14 protein-coding genes are annotated in these 16,110 nt (G+C 75.0%); 7 read left to right on the top strand and 7 right to left on the bottom strand.

The window, feature by feature from the left end:
* Nucleotides 1–1,342 (bottom strand): AfsR/SARP family transcriptional regulator (locus LWC35_RS11030; protein WP_308194519.1); only part of this gene is annotated, 1,342 nt, incomplete at its 3' end.
* Entirely contained in the window at nucleotides 1,339–2,196 is an 858-nt protein-coding gene (locus LWC35_RS11025) for an SCO6745 family protein (protein ID WP_232869957.1), read from the bottom strand. The genes LWC35_RS11030 and LWC35_RS11025, both read right to left, overlap by 4 nt.
* 286 nt (nucleotides 2,197–2,482) lie before the next feature.
* On the opposite strand from LWC35_RS11025, the gene LWC35_RS11020 reads away from it, so the two are divergent.
* From LWC35_RS11020 to LWC35_RS39115, 3 genes are read left to right on the top strand one after another with little or no spacing between them, the layout of a single operon-like run.
* The gene (locus LWC35_RS11020) at nucleotides 2,483–2,959 is read left to right on the top strand and encodes a GNAT family N-acetyltransferase (RefSeq protein WP_232869956.1); all 477 of its coding nucleotides are present in this window, start codon (nucleotides 2,483–2,485) and stop codon (nucleotides 2,957–2,959) included.
* Nucleotides 2,956–3,846, top strand: coding sequence for an NAD(P)-dependent oxidoreductase (locus tag LWC35_RS11015; RefSeq protein ID WP_232869955.1), 891 nt, complete (start codon nucleotides 2,956–2,958; stop codon nucleotides 3,844–3,846). Before LWC35_RS11020 ends, LWC35_RS11015 begins: the two co-directional genes overlap by 4 nt.
* Nucleotides 3,843–3,977 (top strand): hypothetical protein, encoded by a 135-nt coding sequence (locus LWC35_RS39115; RefSeq protein ID WP_269803915.1) that lies wholly within the window; start codon nucleotides 3,843–3,845, stop codon nucleotides 3,975–3,977. The genes LWC35_RS11015 and LWC35_RS39115 overlap by 4 nt, the downstream gene beginning before the upstream one ends.
* A gap of 127 nt (nucleotides 3,978–4,104) precedes the next feature.
* On the opposite strand, the gene LWC35_RS11010 is transcribed toward LWC35_RS39115, so the two are convergent.
* The 5 genes from LWC35_RS11010 to LWC35_RS10990 form a co-directional block, all read right to left on the bottom strand.
* Nucleotides 4,105–4,638 (bottom strand): DUF1097 domain-containing protein, encoded by a 534-nt coding sequence (locus tag LWC35_RS11010; protein WP_232869954.1) that lies wholly within the window; start codon nucleotides 4,636–4,638, stop codon nucleotides 4,105–4,107.
* A 548-nt stretch (nucleotides 4,639–5,186) separates the two neighbouring features.
* On the bottom strand, nucleotides 5,187–5,477 hold the full coding sequence (gene catC / locus LWC35_RS11005) for a muconolactone Delta-isomerase (protein ID WP_308194518.1): 291 nt from the start codon (nucleotides 5,475–5,477) through the stop codon (nucleotides 5,187–5,189).
* Nucleotides 5,474–6,322 carry a catechol 1,2-dioxygenase gene (gene catA, locus LWC35_RS11000; protein WP_232869953.1) on the bottom strand — a complete coding sequence of 283 codons (849 nt, stop codon included), beginning with the start codon at nucleotides 6,320–6,322 and terminating at the stop codon, nucleotides 5,474–5,476. The genes catC and catA overlap by 4 nt, the downstream gene beginning before the upstream one ends.
* A gap of 38 nt (nucleotides 6,323–6,360) precedes the next feature.
* Nucleotides 6,361–7,461 (bottom strand): mandelate racemase/muconate lactonizing enzyme family protein, encoded by a 1,101-nt coding sequence (locus LWC35_RS10995; RefSeq protein ID WP_232869952.1) that lies wholly within the window; start codon nucleotides 7,459–7,461, stop codon nucleotides 6,361–6,363.
* Nucleotides 7,458–8,441: a LysR substrate-binding domain-containing protein gene (locus tag LWC35_RS10990; RefSeq protein WP_232869951.1), complete on the bottom strand. Its 984-nt coding sequence runs from the start codon at nucleotides 8,439–8,441 to the stop codon at nucleotides 7,458–7,460. The genes LWC35_RS10995 and LWC35_RS10990 overlap by 4 nt, the downstream gene beginning before the upstream one ends.
* Before the next feature lie 234 nt (nucleotides 8,442–8,675).
* On the opposite strand from LWC35_RS10990, the gene benA reads away from it, so the two are divergent.
* The 4 genes from benA to LWC35_RS10965 are packed head-to-tail and all read left to right on the top strand — an operon-like array spanning nucleotide 8,676 to nucleotide 16,047.
* Nucleotides 8,676–10,043 (top strand): benzoate 1,2-dioxygenase large subunit, encoded by a 1,368-nt coding sequence (benA, locus tag LWC35_RS10985; protein ID WP_232869950.1) that lies wholly within the window; start codon nucleotides 8,676–8,678, stop codon nucleotides 10,041–10,043.
* Nucleotides 10,044–10,075: 32 nt separating this feature from the next.
* Nucleotides 10,076–10,549 carry a benzoate 1,2-dioxygenase small subunit gene (benB, locus tag LWC35_RS10980; protein WP_232869965.1) on the top strand — a complete coding sequence of 158 codons (474 nt, stop codon included), beginning with the start codon at nucleotides 10,076–10,078 and terminating at the stop codon, nucleotides 10,547–10,549.
* Between the two features lie 11 nt (nucleotides 10,550–10,560).
* On the top strand, nucleotides 10,561–13,305 hold the full coding sequence (gene benC / locus LWC35_RS10975; protein WP_269803914.1) for a benzoate 1,2-dioxygenase electron transfer component BenC: 2,745 nt from the start codon (nucleotides 10,561–10,563) through the stop codon (nucleotides 13,303–13,305).
* A 21-nt stretch (nucleotides 13,306–13,326) separates the two neighbouring features.
* Complete coding sequence (locus LWC35_RS10965) at nucleotides 13,327–16,047, top strand: ATP-binding protein (protein WP_232869949.1); 2,721 nt, start codon at nucleotides 13,327–13,329, stop codon at nucleotides 16,045–16,047.
* Nucleotides 16,048–16,110 lie beyond the last annotated feature (63 nt).

The following is a 16,110-nucleotide window of genomic DNA, read 5'->3' as shown; positions in this document are numbered from 1 at the left end:
CCGCCACCTCGTCGAGGTAGCCGAGCACCTCCAGGGCGCGCATCCGCCCGGCCGCGTCGGGCAACGACTCGAACACCGCGAGGGCGGCCGACGCCCGGGCCTGCGCCTCGTCGGGACGCCCGGCGGCCAGCCGGACGCGGGCGTGCACGAGGTCGTCGAGCGCGGTGCCCCACGGGTCGTCGACCGCCTCGACCGCGGGCCGGGCGGCGACGAGCAGGGCGGTGGCCCGATCGGGCTCCCCGCGCTCGGCGTGCCGGTCGGCGAGCACGAGCAGGGCCAGCCCGTCGACCGAGCTCGCCACGGTGTTCCCCGCCGCGAGGTGCGCGTCGAGCAGCGTGCGGACCTCGGCGAGCGCGGCGGGCTCGTCCCGGTCGTGCGCGGCCAGGGCGGCCGCCCACAGCCGGGCGGTGAGCGAGTCCGGGCGGTCGTCGAGGAGGTCGAGCAGCAGCCGGCGCCCGCGCCCCCGGTCGCCGGCGAGCCACCAGCCCCAGGCGCAGCGCACGGCGAGACCGAGCGCGGCCTCCCGGTGCCCGTGCCGGGCCAGCCAGCGGATCATGTCCGGCGGCTGCAGCACCCCCGGCCCCGCCGCCTCCGGCCGGGTCGACGACCGCTCGTCGGCGAGGATCCGGGCCTGCACGGCCCGCAGCTCCGGCGACGGCTCCAGCCCGGCGGCCTCGGCCAGGACGCGCCGGGCCCGTTCGTAGCTCGCCAGCGCCTCCGCCCGGCGGCCGTCCCGATCGAGCGCCTCGACCAGGACCGCGCGGGCGTGCTGGCGCAGCGGGTCCTCGGCGACGAGGGCCGTGGCGAGGTCGACGGCGGCGCGGGCGTCGCCGGCGTCGAGGACCGCCCGGGCGTGCAGCTCCCGCGCCGCGAGCAGCAGCTCGCCCAGCCGGGCGGCCGCGGGTGCGACGGCGGCGCAGTCGGCGACGCCCTCGTACGGCTCGCCGCGCACGAGGGCGAGCCCCTCCTCCAACGCGGCCGCGGCCTCCTTCGGCGCACCGCCGGTGAGCAGGCCCCTGGCCCGGTCGAGGGCCTCGCCCAGCAGGTCGTCGTCGCTCTCGCCCGGGCCGGCCCGCAGCAGGTAGTGCCCGCCCTCGCGGACGATCCGGTCCGGCCCCACGAGCCGGCGCAGGTGCGAGATCCGGGCCTGCAGGGCGTTCGGGGTCCACCCGCCCCCGGCTCCCCACCCGGCCTCGGCGAGGACCTCGACCGGCACGGTCCGGTTCCGCCGGGCCAGCAGGGCCGCCAGGACCGCACGGTCGCGCCGCCCCGTGAGCGTGACCGCGCGGCCCTCCCCGTCGCCCACCGCGAGCGGCCCGAGCACGCGGAACCGCGGGGTCACCGGATGCCCGCCGGCGCCGGGACCCCCATCGCGTTCGGGTACGGCACGGCCCCGGCGCCGACGACGGCCGCGGCGAGCGGCGTGAGCGCCGCGAGCAGGTCACCGAGGTCCGCGTCGGTGAGCGGTGCCAGGGCGGGTGCGGCCGCGTCGTCGGTGCAGCGCTCGATCATCGCCCTGGCCTCCCGCCCGCGCGCCGTGATCACGCCACCGGCGTCGAGCCACCGCCGGGCCCGCAGGGCCTCCCCGGCCGCAGCCCATTCCTGCGGGGTCCAGCCCCGGTACTCCCGTTGCTCGGCGACGACGCTCCCGAGCGCGGCGAGCAGCACGTTGGCCCCGGCGCCGTCGACGCCCGCCGCCACCAGCGCGGCCACGTGCCCGTCGCCCCGGTACTCGCGCAGCACGGTCGCAGCGTGCCACAGTCGCGCGGGGTCGTCCGCGGGTTCGGGCAGCGCGGCGTGGGCCGCCGCGAGGGCCCGCCCGCCGAAGGACGGCGGCCGGGCCTTCCCGAGCACGGCGAGCGCCGGGCCCGGGTCCCACCCGGCCGGCCGGAGCCGCTCGAGCGCGGCCGCGGCCCCGCCGGTCCGTGCGTCGACGACCGCGGCGGGCTCGGCGACCTCCCACACCTCGGGCACCGCCCGCGCCACCATCCCCGGCGCGAAGCCGTGGAAGAGCGCCGTGACCACGGCGGCCGGGGCGGGGCCCAGCGCCGCGGCGCGGGCCGCGAAGTACCGGCGCCAGAAGCCCCGCAGGCCGAGGCCGGAGAGCCGCTCGGCCGGCTCCGGCGCGAAGTAGACGACGGCGTGCACCGCCTCGATCACCCGCCACAGCTCGCGCTCCCGCGTCGCCCGGTCCATGGACCACAGGTAGAGCGACCGGGCCGCCCGCGGCAAGGGGCCGGCCGGGCGGGCGTCAGCGTCGCGTCAGCGGGCGGGCTCCTGATGAGCGACTGATGCGGGGGCACACCGCCGTTGCCGCGCGGCCGGTGACGGCCTGACATGGGTGTCGCCCGCAGGAGAGGAGCCGCCCGATGCCCGTCCCACCCGAACCCGGCCGTCGCCCCCGGTGGCCGGCGGCGCTGCGCCGGCGCGGGGAGCGCGTCGCCGCGCTGCTCGCGCTGCTCCTCGACCCCACCCACCTGCCGTGACGGCCGTCGTCCCGCCCGCGCCCCGGATCGCCCCGGCGACCTGGTCGGACGTCGTGGCGGTCGTCGACGCCTGCAGCCCGGGCAGCCTCGCCGCGCGGTTCCTCGGCGCCGTCGCGCCCCCGCGGTCGGCGGTGCTGGCGCGCCTCGCGCGGACCCACCGGGAAGGCTGGACCCTGGTGGCCGCGGCCCCCGGGCCCGTCGGGCTGCTGGGCGTGCACCCCGACGGCGACGGGCGCGCGGAGCTGGGTGCCCTGGTCGCCGACGCGCACCAGGGACGTGCGGTCGGCGCGGCGCTGGTCGACGCCGTCCTGCGGGCCCCGTGCTGGCGGGACCGGGCCCTGCACGCCGTCGTCGGGCACGGGAACCACGCGGCACACGGCCTGGTCCGCGTGGCCGCCCGGCAGGTGACCGTGACCCGCCACCGGTTCGCCGACGGCGTGGAGTACGTCCTGCACCCGCGGGAGCTCCGGTGAACGCGCGGCTCGGGTTCCTCGGGCTCGGCGGCATGGGGCGACCGATGGCGCTGCGGCTCCTCGGGGCGGGCCACGAGCTCGTCGTGTGGAACCGGACGGCGGCCCGCGCCGCGCCGGTGGTGGCGGCGGGCGCCCGGCTGGCCGCGACCCCGGCCGAGCTCCTGGCCGCCGCAGAGGTCGTGGTGGTGATGCTGGCGGACGAGGCCGCCGTCGACACGGTCCTGGCCCGGGACACACCCGCGTTCGCCGGGCTCGTCCGCGGGCGCACCGTCGTCCACACGGGAACGGTCTCCGCGGGCTGGTCGAAGGGGTTGGAGGCCGACGTCCGGGCCGCCGGCGGCCGGTACGTCGAGGCCCCCGTGTCGGGCTCGCGCACGCCGGCCGAGGAGGGCGCCCTCGTCGGGATGCTCGCGGGGGATCCCGACGACGTCGCGCGGGTCCGGCCGCTGCTGGCCCCGCTCTGCGCGCGCATCGTGGACTGCGGCCCGGTGCCGTCGGCGCTGCGGATGAAGTTCGCCGTCAACACCGTGCTGATCACGCTGGTCGCCGGGTTGGCGGAGGCCTGGCGGCTCGCCACGGCACACGGGTTGGACCCGCAGCTCTTCACCGAGGTGCTCGACGCCGGCCCGATGGCGTCGCCGGTCTCGCGCAGCAAGCTCGGCAAGCTGCGGACCGGGGACCTCACCGCACAGGCCGCGATCGACGACGTCCTCAAGAACTGCCGGCTGGTCCGCGAGTCCGCCCGCGAGGTGGGGTCCCCCGCGCCGCTGATGGAGGCCTGTCTGCAGCTCTTCACGCGCGCCGCCGACCTCGGTCTCGGGAAGGAGGACATGGTCGCCGTCCTGCACGCCCTGGACGAGGGAGCCGAGGGGGTCGGTGCCCGGTGACCGGGGACCGGTTCCGCCTCGTCCTCCCGGCGCTCGCCCTGCTCGTCCTCGCGCCGTCCGGGGTGGCGGACGCGTGGGTCACGGAGCGAGCCGGACGGATTCCCGCGGCGATCAACCCGTGCTCCGGCTGACCGCCGCGGCCGGCCCGTCGCCGGTCCCGGCCGGCTAGCGGGGGGCCGACGACGCGGCGCGGGTCGCGGTGGTGGCCCGGTGGAGCCGTCCGGTCCCAGCGGCGGACGGTCCACCGTCACCCCGCGGTCATGAGGCCGGCGCGGTCTCCGGCGCGGCGGTCGCAGCCGGCCCGGTCACGAGCTTCCCGGCCAGGACGCTGCTCACGTACCCGAACGCGGCGCCGACCAGGAACGAGATCAGCATGACCGTGAACGGGCCGGTCGGCAGCGCGAAGTCCGTGCCGGAGGCCCCGGTCAGCAGCCCGAACATCACGGTCGTGGCGAACCCGAACACCGAGCCCGGCACGAACCCCAGCGCCGGCACCAGCGCACCCAGGATGAACACCGCGGTGAGCCCGCCGACGATCACCCCGATCAGGACCGGGCTCGTGGCGAGCCCGAGCAGGATCAGGGTCACCGTGCCGCACACGATGCCCCACACGTTGGCCGGCACGGACTTCGCCAGCGCGGCCCTGTCCCCACCGGCGGCGAAGTAGCTCGCCGCGCCGATGAACGTCGCCGGGACCATCAGTCCCAGTCCTCCCAGCGGCCCCACGTACAGGTACGTGATCACCGCGCCGATCACACCGATCACCAGCGCAAGGGCGACGGGCAGCTTCATGTCGGAATCTCCTCGTACAGCTCGACGAGCACGACGGCACCCCACCGGACGGCGGGCGACGGTCCGAACGGACGAGTGAAGGGTGATCGCGACGACCTGCCGCGGCAATGGAGTCGGTCGACGCGTGACCGCATGTTTTCCGGTGGCAACCATCCGGAAATGTCCACACCGGATCGAGGGAGGGAGTCGGCCCGGCCCGGTAGCGCAGAGTTTTCCCGGTGGTTACCGGCGGCTGGCCGCGGTCACGCCCCACCCTCGCGGAGGTCCCGCAGAGCGCGGCGTTCGAGGAGCCAGGTCACCCCGAACCCGGCGAGCAGGCCGCAGGAGATCCCGGCGACGTATCGGGTGGAAGCGGCCGGAAAGCGCCAGCGGGAAGGGCCGCAGCAGGGTCGCCGAGGACGGGCCCGGCGGCCCGGCGCAGCCTGGCCGAGGGGTCCACCGGGGCCACGTCCTCCGGGTCGACGCGGCCGTCCGGCGCGAGCCCGCTCTCCCGGGCCCGGAACCAGGACGAGGCGATCTCGGGTCGCGCGTCGGCACCGGTCCCGGGCTCAGCCGAGGTTCACGTCCGACGGGTGGCCGGCGAGCGGCGTGACCGTCATCGTCATGTAGGGGAACAGCGGCAGGCCCCACAGGATCTGGTGGAGCTGCTCGTTGGACTCGACCTCGAAGAGCGAGAGGTTGGCGTACTCCCCCACGCAGCGCCAGATGTTGCGCCAGTGCCCGGAACGCTGCCACTCCTGCGAGTACGCCTTCTCCCGGGCGAGGAGGTCGGCGCGTGCCGCCGGATCCATGTCCGGCGGCAGCGCGACGTCCATGCGGACGGCGAAGAGCTGACTCACGAGGGGTCCAGGGCGAAGTCGTAGGTGACCTCGTTGCCCGTGCCCGACGCGGCCGGGGTCGGACGCAGGATCAGCTCCGGCTTGACCGCCTGGGCCACGTCGTTGTCCACCCACTCGCCGCCGTCGAAGTACAGCTGCGTGGTGACCAGCTGCTTGCCCGGCGCCGACACCTTCAGGTGCAGGTGCGCCGGACGCCACGGGTGCCAGCCCGCGGCCTCGATCAGCTTGCCGCACGAGCCGTCGGTCGGGATCTGGTACGGAGCCGGCTGGATGGTGTGGAACGCGAAGTGTCCGTCGGCGCCCACGCGGATCTGCCCGCGCAGGTTCCACTCCGGGATGCCCGGGGCGAACTGCGAGTAGTAGCCCGCGTCGTCGGCGTGCCACAGCTCCACCAGCGCCCCGTCGATCGGCGCCCCGTCCAGGTCGGTCACCGTGCCCTGGAACAGCAGCGGGGTGCCCTTCTCGTCCTCGCGCATCGGCAGCGTGGCCTCGGCGGCGAACTCCGGCGCGCCCGGGATGTAGTACGGGCCCTCGATGGTGCCCACCGCCCCCTTGCGGTCGGCGTTGGCCACCTCCTCGACCACGTGCTCGACCCACACGTCGAGGAACAGCGGCCACTCCCCGGTCTCGCCGACGCTGATCAGCCACGCCTTCAGCGCGTCGTACTCGGCGTAGGTGACCTGGTGCTTGCGGATCACCTCGTGCAGGGCGGTGATGGCGTCGGTGGCGATGGCCGAGACCCGCGCGTGGTCGACCGGCCCGGAGGCGCGCTCCTTGGCCGCGAACGCGGCGGTGGCGTTGCGCCCCGATCCGGCGGCGGTGGGGTTGATCTCGGTGGATGTCATGGTGGTGTCTCCTGACGCGTCGGTGCGGTTCGGAAGGATCAGTTCGTGCGGTAGTGCGCGAGCTTGTCGGGGTCGATCTCGATCCCGAGGCCCGGTCCCGGACGTACGGCCAGCTCCCCGCCGCGGATCTGCAGCGGCTCGGTGAGCAGGTCGTCGCGCATGTCCAGGAAGTTCGACAGCTCGCCGGCACGCCGGGAGCTGTGCCGGTGCGCGGCACCGAAGGCCACGGTGCACGCCGTCCCGACCTGGCCGTCGACCTGGTTGCCCATCACGACCTCGACGCCCATCCCCTCGCACTGGTGCAGGATGCGCTGCGAGGTGTGGAACCCGGTCCGGGCGGTCTTGATGCTGATCATCGTCGCGGAGCCGCCGAGCAGCTCGCGGGTGACCTCGCCGGGCGTGGTGGCGCTCTCGTCGGCCACCGTCGGGATGGTGGTCTGGGCGGTCAGCCAACGCCGGCCCAGCACGTCGTCGGCCGGGCAGAGCTCCTCGGACAACGTGAGGTCGAGGTCGTCCATGGCACGCAGGGCGCGCGCGGCCTCCGAGGGCGTCCAGCCGCGGTTGCCGTCGACGTAGAGCTCCACGTCGGGGCCCAGGGCCGCGCGCAGCGCCCGGCAGGCGCCGACGTCGAGGGAGACGGGCCGGCGGCCCACCTTCACCTTGAACACCGTGATCCCGTAGGTGTCGCGCATCCGCTCGGCGTCGGCCACCATCACGTCGTCGGGGGCGAACCCGACCATGTGCGAGACGCGCATCCGGTCGGTGTACCCGCCCAGCATCTGGGTGACCGGCAGGTCCAGGGTCCTGCCCAGCGCGTCCCAGCAGGCCATGTCCAGCGCGGCCTTCGCCGTGGGGTTGCCCACGGTGCGGTCCAGCCGGGCGTGCATCACCTCGCGCTCGAGCAGGGAGAGCCCCACGACCTCCGGGGCGAAGACCCGGTCGACCACCGCGACGATCGACTGCTGGGTCTCCCCGTAGGTGAACGGGCGCGGCGGCGCCTCCGCCACTCCGACCACGCCGTCGTCCGTGTGCACGCGCACCAGCACGTGCTCGGCGGTGTGCACCTCGCCGGAGGCGAAGCGCAGCGGTTTGCGGTACGGGATCGCGAAGGGGATCGCCTCGATGTGCGCGATCTTCATCGGGCCTCTCCGGGGTGTGCGGGCACGCGGTCGGGGTACGGGGCGGCCGGGGGCTCGGGCGGCACGAAGCCGTTCGCCTCCAGGACCTCCACCAGCCGCGCGAGGGCGGGGTTCACCTCGTCCGCCCGCCAGGCGAGCGCGAGGTCGACGTGGGGCGCGTGGGGGGCGCCGTCGGCACCGGGAGCGCCGGAGCCGCCGTCGGCGATCGGCACGTACCGCACGCCGTCGACGCGCAGGGCGAGCGCGGACTCGGGCAGCAGCGCGACGCCGAGCCCGGCGGCCACGAGGGTGAGCATGACCGAGGTCTCGGCGACCTCGTGGGCGCGCCGCGGCAGGAAGCCGGCGCCGAGACAGGCCTGCGCGGCGGCCGCGTCGACGACCGAGTCCCGGGCGCCGTAGACGACGAAGTCCTCGTCGCGCAGCTCGTGCAGGGCGACCGGCTCGTCGCCGGCCAGCCGGTGCCGGGCCGGCACCGCGAGCGTGAGCCGCTCGCGGGCGACGGGCCGGGAGGCCAGGCCCGGACGACGCAGCGGCGGACGCAGGACGGCGAGGTCGATCCGGTCCTCCGCGAGCGCCTCCTCCTGCGCGGGGGTGAGCAGGTCGGGGACGTAGCGCAGGATCAGCCCGGGGAGCTCGCGGGCCGCGATCCGGGCCAGCTGCGGCAGCTGCTTGTAGGCCGCGAGGCCGGTGCAGCCGACGCGGAGCAGGCCGCTGTGCCCGTCCCCGATGCGCTGGACGCGTTCCTTGGCCGCCTCGACCGAGTCGAGGATCCGCCGGGCGTCGCGCAGGAAGGCCTCGCCGGCCGGGGTGAGGTCGACCCGGCGGGTGGTGCGGTTGAACAACGTGGCGCCGACCTGCGCCTCGAGCTGGCGGATCGCCTGCGAGAGCGGGGACTGCGCCATGTGCAGCCGCTCGGCGGCCTGGCCGAAGTGCCGGGTCTCCGCGACCGTGACGAAGTAGCGCAGCTGGCGGATCTCCATGCTGCTCTCCCTCCGTCGGGTCCGGACCGGGCTCTCCGGTGCCGGGGTCCCCACGGTAGGACCTCCGACCCTGCACACACAAAGACCTAGTACAGCTTCATTGAGACATCCGAAGTCTGAAAAAGTGCTGGGTCAGAACTAGGCAGAGTGCCGACGCGGAGCGATCCGCTCCCCGGCGACAGTCGGACCGGTTCCGCACTCGACTCACCGCCGACTCGACCGGGAGGCCCTCCCATGACCGCCACCGCCGACGTGTCCCGTTCCCGGGTGCGCACGGTCGTCGACAGCAGCGTCGTCGAAGACCCTGCCGCCGGGGTCTACCGCGCCAACCGCCGCATCTTCACCGACGAGGAGATCTTCGAGCTGGAGATGCGGCACATCTTCGAAGGCAACTGGGTCTACCTGGCCCACGAGAGCCAGGTCCCGAACCCCGGCGACTACTTCACCACCTCCATCGGCCGCCAGCCGGTGGTGATCACCCGCGGCAGGGACGGCGAGCTGCACTGCCTGGTCAACGCCTGCGCGCACCGCGGCGCCATGCTGTGCCGCCGCAAGACCGACAACCGGATGACCCTGACCTGCCCGTTCCACGGCTGGACCTTCCGCAACGACGGCAAGCTCCTCAAGGTCAAGGACCCCGACGGCGCCGGCTACCCGCCCACCTTCGACGTCGACGGCTCGCACGACCTGGTCAAGGTCGCCCGTTTCGACTCCTACCGCGGCTTCCTGTTCGGCAGCCTGAACGCGGACGTCGTGCCGCTCTCCGAGCACCTCGGCGACACCGTCAAGGTGATCGACATGCTCGTCGACCAGTCACCGGAGGGCCTGGAGGTGCTGCGCGGCAGCTCCACCTACACCTACGACGGCAACTGGAAGGTCCAGGCGGAGAACGGCGCCGACGGCTACCACGTCTCGGCCACGCACTGGAACTACGCCGCCACCACCTCGCGGCGCGGCACCGGCGAGTCGACGAACTCCACCAAGGCGCTCGACGCGGGTGGCTGGGGCAAGTCCGGCGGCGGCTACTGGTCCTACCCGAACGGCCACCTCTGCCTGTGGACCTGGGCGGCGAACCCGCAGGACCGTCCGCTGTGGAACCGCATGGACGAGCTCAAGGAGCAGTTCGGGGCCGCCAAGGGCGAGTTCATGGTCAAGGGCAGCCGCAATCTCTGCCTCTACCCGAACGTCTACCTGATGGACCAGTTCTCCACCCAGATCCGGCACTTCCGGCCCCTCGCGCCCGACAGGACCGAGGTCACCATCTACTGCATCGCCCCGAAGGGCGAGAGCGCCGAGGCCCGCGCCCACCGGATCCGCCAGTACGAGGACTTCTTCAACGCCTCCGGCATGGCCACCCCGGACGACCTGGAGGAGTTCCGCTCCTGCCAGCTCACCTTCCGGGCCACCGCCGCCCCCTGGAACGACATGAGCCGCGGCGCGGAGCACTGGCTCACCGGCCCGGACGAGGTCGCGACGTCCCTCGGGATGAACGGCGTGGTCTCCGCCGGACAGCGCAACGAGGACGAGGGCCTCTACCCCGTCCAGCACGGCTACTGGCGGCGGACCATGCTCGCCGCGCTCGAGAAGGAGGAGCAGGCGTGACCACTGTGGAGCCCCGGGTGATCACCCAGAACATGATCGAGCAGTTCCTCTACCGCGAGGCGCGGTACCTCGACGACCGCGAGTTCGAGAAGTGGCTCGAGTGCTACGCCGACGACGTCGTCTACTGGATGCCCGCCTGGGGCGACGACGACCGGCTGACCGAGGACCCGCAGCGCGACGTCTCGCTCGTCTACTACGACAACAAGGGCGGCCTCGAGGACCGGGTCTTCCGGATCCGGACCGAGCGCTCCAGCGCCACCTCGCTGCCCGAGCCGCGGACCAGCCACAACATCAGCAACGTCGAGGTGATCGAGCGCCGCGGCGACCTGGTGGACGTGCGCTTCAACTGGCACACCATGTACTTCCGGTACAAGACGGTGGACCCCTACTACGGCACGTCGTTCTCCACGATCGACTTCTCCGGCGAGGCCCCGCTCATCCGCCGCAAGACCGTGGTGCTCAAGAACGACTACATCCACCACGTGGTCGACGTCTACCACTTCTGAGGAGGGGCACCATGAGTGCCGCCGCGAGCACGCACCGGGTCGCCCTGGCCTTCGAGGACGGCGTCACCCGCTTCATCACCTGTGCCGAGGACCAGACCGTCGCCGACGCCTCCTACCGGTCCCGGATCAACATCCCGATGGACTGCCGCGACGGCGTCTGCGGCACCTGCAAGGCCTTCTGCGAGTCCGGCGAGTTCGACGGCGGCAGCTACCTGCCCGACGCCCTCTCACCGGACGAGGAGCGGGACGGGTACGTCCTGACCTGCCAGACGAGGCCCCGGTCGGAGCTCGTCCTGCAGATCGCCTCGACCTCGGCGGTCGCCAGGACCGGCGCCGCCACCCACCGGGGCACGGTCACCGGGCTGGATCGGCTCTCACCGACCACCGTCGCCCTGACGATCGCGATCACCGACCGGGAGACGCTCGCCTTCCTGCCCGGCCAGTACGTCAACATCGCGGTGCCCGGCACGGACGAGTCGCGCTCGTACTCGTTCAGCAACGCACCCGACGAGGACGCCCTGACCTTCCTGGTCAAGCTCACCCCCGGCGGGGTCATGTCGACCTGGCTCGACGAGCGGGCACAGGTCGGCGACGACGTCTCCTTCACCGGCCCGCACGGCACCTTCTTCCTGCGCGACTCCTCTCCGGGCAGGGAGTCCGCGGACCCGCTGCTCCTGCTGGCCGGCGGGACGGGGCTCGCCCCGATCCTGTCGATCCTGCGCACCCTCGACACGCTCGGCAGCACGCGGCCGGTGCACCTGCTGTACGGCGCGACGACCGACGCGGACGTCGTCGAGCTGGCGACGATCGAGCGGCTGGCCGCGTCGCTCCCCCACCTGACCTGGGACTACTGCGTCGCGGACCAGAACACCACCGCGAAGAACCAGGGCTATGTCACCTCGCTCATCGAGCCGGAGCACCTGCGCGACGGCACCACCGCCGTCTACCTGTGCGGGCCGCCGGCGATGGTGGACGCGGTGCGGGGCCACTTCTCCGACCGGGGCGTCACGCCCGGCGGGTTCTACTACGAGAAGTTCGCGCTGGCCGCGGCGGCGAAGGACACCGCAGCCACGAACACCGAGGATCGGGTGCCCCGGGCGGGCGAGGAGCAGCCCGCCACCGAGGAGGCCCCGCGGGTCGTGCCGGTCCGCGACGAGGAGGACCTGCTGGTCCTCGCCGGAGAGGGCCGCGCCGTCGTCGGCCAGGCCCTGCTGCCCGAGGCCGGGCTCGCCACCCTCACCGCCCGCCCGCAGGTCGCCGTCGACCACCGGCGCGGGCTCTGCGGGCAGGAGCTGTTCCCGGGCGAGCTGCCCTCCGGCGAACCGGCCGCGCTCGACGCCGACGAGGCGCTGACCGTCGCCGGCGGCCGCGCGACGGCCGGGCAGGAGATCTTCCCGGCCGCGGACCTCCCGCCGCTGCACGGCTCCGCGTCGAGATCGGGTCCGGCACCGGGCCCCCTCCCGGCCGGCGCCGTGAGCGAGGACGGGTACGAGATCGGCGAGGAGCACCCGTCGGTCCACGAGTCCGACGCGATCTTCGACGCCCGCCGCGCCCTGGAGCTCGGCGCGCTGGAGCTCGTCGTCGGGCGGCTGACCTCGCAGCAGGTCACCGGGTACCGGCTGCTGGCCGAGGCCACGCTCCCGTACGTCGAGGGCGACCGGTTCGTCGACCCCGCCGCGTACACCGAGACCAACGCGGCCTTCCACGACTACCTGTTCACGCTCACCGGCAACGAGCACCTCTCCCAGGCCTACACCGCGCTCGGGGTCGAGGGGCACATGGAGCAGTCGCTGCGCACCGCCACCTGGTGCCACCCGCGCTGCACCCAGGACCACCTCGACATCGTCGACGCGGTCGCGGCCGGGGACCGCGAGCGCGCCCGCCGGTTGTTCGGTGAACACGCCGACCGGTCCAAGGAGACGACGCGCCGCGCCATGGCCGACAACGCCGCCGCACGCCGGCCCCGGTTCGTGACGCCGGGACGGTTCGACCGCAAGGTCGTCGTGGTCACCGGGGCGGCGCAGGGCATCGGCCGGACGGTCGCCGAGCGCGCCGCCGCCGAGGGCGGGCAGCTGGTGCTGCTCGACCGGTCCCCGCTGGTGCACGAGGTCGCCGAGGGCCTGCTCGCCGACGGCGCCAAGGCCCTCGCCCTGGAGGCCGACCTGGAGGACTACGCGTCCGCCGAGGCCGCGCTGCGCGAGGCCGCGAGCTGGCAGGGCACAGTCGACGTGCTGGTGAACAACGTCGGCGGCGCGATCAACTTCAAGCCCTTCACCGAGTTCACCGAGGCCGAGATCGCCGCGGAGATCCGCCGGTCGCTCATGCCGACGCTGTACTGCTGCCGGGCGGTGCTGCCGTCCATGGTGGAGCGCGGCGGCGGGGTGATCGTCAACGTCTCGTCCGCGGCCACGCGCGGGATCCACCGGATCCCCTACTCGGCGGCCAAGGGCGGGATCAACGCGCTCACGGCGTCGCTCGCGTTCGAGTACGCGGACACGGGCGTGCGGGTCGTCGCCACCGCGCCGGGCGGCACGGAGGCGCCGCCGCGCCGGATCTCCCGGGGCACTCCGCAGGCCCGGACCGAGCAGGAGAAGGCCTGGTTCCGCGCGCACGTCGACCAGACGCTCGGCTCGTCGTTCCTGGGCCGCTACGGCACCCTCGACGAGCAGGCCGCGGCGATCCTCTTCCTGGCGTCGGACGAGGCGTCGTACATCACCGGGTCGGTGCTCCCGGTCGCCGGCGGCGACCTGGGGTGACACGCCTTCTACGGTGAGCGCATGAGCACGGGGGCCGGCGGCGAGGCCGGCGGGGCGCACGTCGTCGGGCAGGACGCGGAGTCCGCGCAGCTCGACGCGGCCCTCGCCGACGCCGCGGCCGGCGCCCCGACCGTCGTGGTCCTCGAGGGTGTGCCCGGCGTCGGCAAGACGACGCTGCTGCGCCGGTTCCTCGCCCGCCACCCCACGCTCGTGACCGTGCGGGCCGAGGGCCTGGCGTGGGAGGCCGGACGGCCGGGTGCCCTGGTCCGGCGGCTCGACCCGGCGCGCTGCACCGGGCCCGTCGATCCCGGGTCCTGGGGCGAGGCGCTGGCCGCGTGCTGGCGGGCGAGGGCGGTCGAGGCACCGTTCGCCGTGGTGGTCGACGACGCGCACGCCGCCGACCCGGCCTCGCTGCAGGCGATCGGCTCGGCCCTCGCCCGCCTGGACGAGGGCTGTTTGCTCGTTATGCTCGCCGTGCGGACCGGGCCGGACACCCCGGCCCACCCCGACGCCCGGGACGTCCTCGAACGGCTGCCCGGCCGGCGGCTGCGGATGGCGCCGTTGACCCCCGAGCAGACCCGCCTGCTGGCCGCCCGCGCCGCGGGCATCGACCTGCCGATCCCCGTGGCCCGGCGGCTGTGCGAACACACCGGCGGGGTGGCCCGGTACCTGCTGGAGATCCTGCGGGACAGCCCGCCGCTGCGCTGGTCGGACTGGCAGACCCGGCTGCCCGCCCCCACCTCCGTCCGGCAGCGGGTCGAGGCCGCGCTGGACGCCGCGTCCGCCCCGGCCCGGGCACTCGTCGAGGCCGCGGCCGTCCTCGGCAACACCCCGATCCTCGCCGAGGCCGCCGAGCTGGGCGGTGTCGCCGAGCCCATCGCGGCGCTCGACGAGGCCTGCGCCGCCGGGCTCCTCTCCCCCGCCGCCGGGCACGGGCTCGACACACTGGCCTTCCCCGGGCGCTTCGTGCGCGGCGCCGTGCACGCCGGCCTCGCCCCCGCCCGCCGGCACGACCTCCACCAGCGGGCCGCCGCCGTCGTCCGGGACGAGACCGAGCGGCTCCGGCACCGGGTCGAGGCCACCCCGCTGCCCGACGCGGCCCTCGCCGACGAGCTGCTCGACCTGGCCCGCCGCAAGGCGGACGAGGGCGCGTGGGCGGTCGTCGCCGGGGCGCTGATCGACGCCAGCCGGATCAGCCCCGACCGGGCCGACCGGGAGGACCGCCTGCTCCAGGCCGTCGACGCGCTCACCGGGGCAGGCCTGCTCGGCCAGGCCGTCGACGCGCTGTCCGACGTCGAGGCCCTGCCGCCCGGGGCGCGGCGCGACGCGGTGCTGGCCTACGTCGCGATCCAGCGGGGCCGACGCGCCGAGGCCACCTCCTATCTGGAGAGCGCCTGGCGCAGTCGAGGGGCCGACCGGGGCACCGCGGGGCGGATCTGCCACCGGCACGTCCTGCACGCGCTCGCCGACTGGGACGGCGCGCAGCTGGTCCGGTGGGCCGGCCGGGCACTCGAGCACGCCGAGCCCGGATCGCCGGCGGCAGTGGAGACGCGCGCGATCGTCGGGCTCGGGTACGCCGCGCAGGGTGAGATCGAGGAGGCGTTCACGGCGTACCGGGCGGCGACCCGGGAGAGTCCGGCCGGCCCGCAGCACCAGCGGGCGCGGATGGGGCTCGGGTGGCTGCTGCTGGCGCAGGACGAGCCCGAGGCCGCCCGCCGCGAGCTGGAGTACGCCGTCGCCGGCGTCCGGCAGGGCGGGTCGAACCGCATCCTGCTCTGGGCGCTGTGCTGGCTGGCCCGCACGCGGTTCGCGCTCGGCGACTGGTCCGGCGCGCTGCAGAACGTCGACCAGGCCCGGCTGCTGCTCGGCGCCACCGACCTCGAGCTCCTCCGGCCGCTGGTGCACTGGACCGGAGCACAGGTCCACGCGCTGCGCGGGGAGGCCGAGGAGGCCGCCCGGCACGTCGAGCTGGGCACGGCCGCGGAGCACGACTACGTCGTCATGACCGTGCCGGCCCTGCTGGCCCGCGCGCACGTGGCCGAGGCGGCGTCGGACTACGACGCCGTCGTGCGGCACCTCGCCCCGCTCGCCGGCCGCACGCCGCGTGGCGGGCTCGACGAACCCGGCTTCTGGGCCTGGCACGACCTCTACGCCAACGCCCTCGTCGTCACCGACCGGCTCGGCGAGGCCGACGAGTTCCTCCGGCCGCTCGAGGAGCTCGTCCGGCGGCGGGGGCACCGGTCCGCGGCGGCCCGGCTCGGCTACGTCCGCGGGCGACTGCTCGGCGCGCGCGGCGACACGGCCGCGGCCGAGGAGGCCTTCGTCGCCGCCCGGGCCCGGCTCGAGGGCCTGCCGCTGCCCTACGAGAAGGCGCGCGTCGACTTCGCCCACGGCCTGATCCTGCGGCGGTCGGGGCGGCGGCGGGACGCGAGCGCGGTCCTCGCCGCCGCCCGGCAACGCTTCGCGGCGCTCGGTGCGCGGGTCTACGTGGAGCGGTGCGACCGGGAGCTCAAGACCGGCCGGCCCGGGTCCCGCCTGCACGACAACGACCTCGACGCCCTCACCGAGCAGGAACGCACGGTCGCGGGCCTGGTGGCCGGCGGCATGACCAACAAGGAGGTCGCGGCCGAGATGCTGCTGTCGGTCAAGACCGTCCAGTTCCACCTCACCCGCACCTACGCCAAGCTCGGGGTGCGGTCGCGCTCGGAGCTCGCCGCGCACTTCCCGAGGTCGACCGGCTGAGGGGGCGCCGCTCGAGCGCTGTCGGCGCAGGAGGCGCCGCGTGGTCGGGGGCGCGCTGTGGTC

It is taken from the genome of Pseudonocardia kujensis, from assembly GCF_021283305.1.
Taxonomy (GTDB): Bacteria; Actinomycetota; Actinomycetes; order Mycobacteriales; family Pseudonocardiaceae; genus Pseudonocardia; species Pseudonocardia kujensis.
This window is presented reverse-complemented; position numbering and strand designations above follow the sequence as displayed.

Coding starts and splice junctions, on each gene's coding strand:
- LWC35_RS11025 (WP_232869957.1), bottom strand. CDS start 2,196: ATGGACCGGGCGACGCGGGAGCGCGAGCTGTGGCGGGTGATCGAGGCG.
- LWC35_RS11010 (WP_232869954.1), bottom strand. CDS start 4,638: ATGAAGCTGCCCGTCGCCCTTGCGCTGGTGATCGGTGTGATCGGCGCG.
- catA (WP_232869953.1), bottom strand. CDS start 6,322: ATGACATCCACCGAGATCAACCCCACCGCCGCCGGATCGGGGCGCAAC.
- LWC35_RS10995 (WP_232869952.1), bottom strand. CDS start 7,461: ATGAAGATCGCGCACATCGAGGCGATCCCCTTCGCGATCCCGTACCGC.
- LWC35_RS10990 (WP_232869951.1), bottom strand. CDS start 8,441: ATGGAGATCCGCCAGCTGCGCTACTTCGTCACGGTCGCGGAGACCCGG.
- benA (WP_232869950.1), top strand. CDS start 8,676: ATGACCGCCACCGCCGACGTGTCCCGTTCCCGGGTGCGCACGGTCGTC.
- benB (WP_232869965.1), top strand. CDS start 10,076: ATGATCGAGCAGTTCCTCTACCGCGAGGCGCGGTACCTCGACGACCGC.
- benC (WP_269803914.1), top strand. CDS start 10,561: ATGAGTGCCGCCGCGAGCACGCACCGGGTCGCCCTGGCCTTCGAGGAC.
- LWC35_RS10965 (WP_232869949.1), top strand. CDS start 13,327: ATGAGCACGGGGGCCGGCGGCGAGGCCGGCGGGGCGCACGTCGTCGGG.